This window comes from Sodaliphilus sp. (assembly GCF_045598405.1).
GTDB lineage: Bacteria > Bacteroidota > Bacteroidia > Bacteroidales > Muribaculaceae > Sodaliphilus > Sodaliphilus limicaballi.
In genome coordinates, this window is sequence record NZ_JAZLLZ010000169.1 from 1 (window position 1) to 3,119 (window position 3,119).

3 protein-coding genes are annotated in these 3,119 nt (G+C 51.9%); all 3 read left to right on the top strand.

Features of this window, described 5'->3' with window-relative positions; all coding sequences use genetic code 11:
* Window positions 1-338: 338 nt before the first annotated feature.
* From ACKI3C_RS11650 to ACKI3C_RS11660, 3 genes are read left to right on the top strand one after another with little or no spacing between them, the layout of a single operon-like run.
* The gene (locus ACKI3C_RS11650) at window positions 339-1,526 is read left to right on the top strand and encodes an iron-containing alcohol dehydrogenase (RefSeq protein ID WP_407405231.1); all 1,188 of its coding nucleotides are present in this window, start codon (window positions 339-341) and stop codon (window positions 1,524-1,526) included.
* A 21-nt stretch (window positions 1,527-1,547) separates the two neighbouring features.
* Window positions 1,548-2,381 carry a plasmid pRiA4b ORF-3 family protein gene (locus tag ACKI3C_RS11655; RefSeq protein ID WP_407405233.1) on the top strand — a complete coding sequence of 278 codons (834 nt, stop codon included), beginning with the start codon at window positions 1,548-1,550 and terminating at the stop codon, window positions 2,379-2,381.
* A complete protein-coding gene (locus ACKI3C_RS11660) occupies window positions 2,374-2,976 on the top strand; it encodes an IMPACT family protein (RefSeq protein WP_407405235.1) in 603 nt (200 codons plus the stop codon). The genes ACKI3C_RS11655 and ACKI3C_RS11660 overlap by 8 nt, the downstream gene beginning before the upstream one ends.
* Window positions 2,977-3,119 lie beyond the last annotated feature (143 nt).

Consider the following 3,119-nt stretch of genomic DNA (forward strand, 5'->3'; position numbering starts at 1 on the left):
GCGGTCTTCAACCGCAGTATAGTGTATCGCGTTTACCCTGCCCTGCCTTCGCTTGCGCTCAGTTAGGACAGGGTTATGTGCAGAACTGCGTTCTGCGTGTCGGCTTTCAGCCTCTCTTTGCCTTATGCTTTGTGCGAGAGAAAGATTTTAATAAGGTCTGGGCGGGGACTCTGCAAAATTCTATTGCTGAATAGTTACTTATTTCGTACCTTACCGTTAAATTATATTAACACGAAAATACCCCTCATTATTGTTGCGTTCTATTATTTTTCACAAAGCGATTTTACATTCTCATGAAAAAAGTGTAACTTTGCATATAAAATATAAGTTACATCACAATGAAAGATTTTAATTTCTATACACCCACTCGCGTGGTATTCGGACGTGAGAGCGAGGAACAAGTGGCTTCGCTGGTTAAGAGTTTTGGCGGCAGCCGTGTATTGGTTCATTATGGCGGCGGCAGTGCTCGCAGGAGCGGATTGCTCGACAAGATGACCGCCTTGCTCAACGAGGCCGGCATCTACACCGTGGAACTGGGCGGCGTTGTCCCCAACCCAAAGCTGACAATGGTGCGCCGCGGCATCGAGCTGTGCCGCAAGGAGCAGATTGACTTTGTCCTTGCAGTGGGTGGCGGCAGCGTCATCGACTCGGCCAAGGCGATTGCCTACGGCGTGCCCTACACGGGCGACGTGTGGGATCTGTGGGACGGCAAAGCTGTGCCCCAGGCTTGCCTGCCAGTTGCCGCTGTTCTGACAATTCCTGCGGCTGGCAGCGAGATGAGCAGCAGTTGCGTCATCACCAATGATGAGGCTGGCATGCTCAAGCGCGGAGTGAACAGTGACCTGTGCCGCTGCAAGTTTGCCATCATGAATCCCGAGCGCACCTATACCCTGCCCGCTTATCAGACCGCAGCAGGAGCGACCGACATCATGATGCACACTATGGAACGCTACTTCTGCGCCCACCAGGACATGATGCTCACCGACGCTATCTCAGAGGCATTGCTGCGCACCGTGAAGGAATGTGCTGTGGAGGTGCTCAAGAAACCCGAGGATTACCGCCTGCGTGCCCAGATAATGTGGGCCGGCAGCCTTGCGCACAACGACCTCACCGAGTGCGGCGGCGAGAAGGACTTCGTGACCCACAAGCTCGAGCACGAGCTCAGCGCCATGTTCGGCGTGACCCACGGAGCCGGTCTTGCAGCCATGTGGGGCAGCTATGCGAGGTATGTCATGCCACGCCACGTGAACCGTTTCGTGCAGTTTGCCGTGAATGTGATGGGCGTGACTTGCGATTATACCGACCATGAGACAACAGCACTCAAGGGCATTGAGGCCGTTGAGGACTTCTACCGCACCATCGGCATGCCCACCAGCATACCCGAACTGCTTGGACGCAAGGTAACAGAAGCCGAGATAGCCGAGATGGTGGATAAGTGCAGCCATGGCGGAAAACTCGCCTACGGCTCGCTTGAGAAAATCGACACCACTGCAATGACCGCCATCTACAACATGGCAAATAAATAATCCATAAAAATCTGCTAAAATATGAAACTAAAGCTCTCTCCCACCGAGATTTTTGAAGCCTACGAAGCCCTCGACGAACAAGGGAAAATGGAGTTCATGATGAAACTCATGGGCCATCTTCACGACACAATGGGATTTCCTATGCCCGATGGCATGGGAGATGAAGACGATAATGACGAATGGGGAAACAATCCCCTTGACCCTGAAGAAGATCTTCTTCCATCTATGGGACTTACCAGCATAGTGTGTCACCCCGAACGTCCCTCACGCCAACTCACCGTGCGCGTCGAACTCAAGGGCATAAAGCCACCCATCTGGCGCAAGCTTGTTATTCCTTCAAACCTGATGCTTGAATCATTTGCCCACATCATTTTGTTGTCTATGGGGTGGGATATGGAGCATCTGCATCAGTTTGTTAAAGGAACCACGTTCTACTCTGTGCCTACAAGTGATGATGGTTTCGATATGTTCAGCATGATGGAAAACAAAGATTCTCGCAACTACACCATAGGTGACCTCATTTTCAACAAAGGCGACAAGTGCACATTTGAATACGACTTTGGCGACGGTTGGGAACACCTCATCACTGTTCAAGAATCACGAGACTACGAGGAGGGAGAAAACCGCAACCTTGTCACACTCATTGGCGGCAAACGAGCTTGTCCCCCCGAGGATATAGGCGGTGTGCCGGGCTACATGGACTTTTGCGAAGCCATCAAGAAACCCAGGTCTAAGCGTGCCAAGGAACTCATTGAGTGGTACGGCGACTATGACCCCGAGGAATTTGACCTCGAAATATATCAATATGATATTGAGGACATCGACGGCAACGGAGAGGAAATGATTTATGAGTGACTTTTTCAAGACTGTAAAGGGCTTGTCGCAAGCCAAGTATACCGAGAAGATGAGCCGTTTCCTCGCGTTCGTCGAGCCCGTGCAGAGTGCCGACGAGGCCAAGGCCGTCGTCAAGCGCTATGCCAACGACTACCACGACGCGCGCCACGTGTGTTGGGCCTACATGATAGGCACTGAACGCAACGAGTACCTGAGCAGCGACAACGGCGAACCTAGCGGAACTGCGGGGAAACCCATCTTGGGGCAAATCAACTCGTTCGGCCTGACAAATGTGGTCATTGTCGTTGTGCGCTACTTCGGCGGCATCAAACTGGGCACATCGGGTCTCATCGTGGCCTACCGCGAAGCTGCCCGCCTAGCAATCGAAGAGGCCGAGATACTCGAGTGCCACGAGCAGGCGCAGGTTTCGTTCACTTTCCCCTACCTGTCGATGAACGACGTGATGAAGCTTGTCAAGGGCGGCGACGTGGTGATGATAGACCAGCAGTTTGACAACACCTGCTCGATGACCCTGCAGTGCGATGCCGACAAGATGCCTGCACTGAAAGCCCGCATCGCCGACATCGACGGCACCTCAGTAATAGAAAAACCATAATCCCTTAATTCCGCAGCACTTTTGTTAACAATTTTTATAATATCCTGAGCAACAAAAAGTTGCCCAGGATTTTGTCATGTCGGTGATTTCACTTAATTTAGTGCGGCAAATAAAACCAAACGAACCACCAACACGACATCGAT

What these genes read in the sequence shown, in the direction of transcription:
- ACKI3C_RS11660 (WP_407405235.1), top strand. Translation starts at nt 2,374, where the DNA reads ATGAGTGACTTTTTCAAGACTGTAAAGGGCTTGTCGCAAGCCAAGTAT.
- ACKI3C_RS11655 (WP_407405233.1), top strand. Translation starts at nt 1,548, where the DNA reads ATGAAACTAAAGCTCTCTCCCACCGAGATTTTTGAAGCCTACGAAGCC.
- ACKI3C_RS11650 (WP_407405231.1), top strand. Translation starts at nt 339, where the DNA reads ATGAAAGATTTTAATTTCTATACACCCACTCGCGTGGTATTCGGACGT.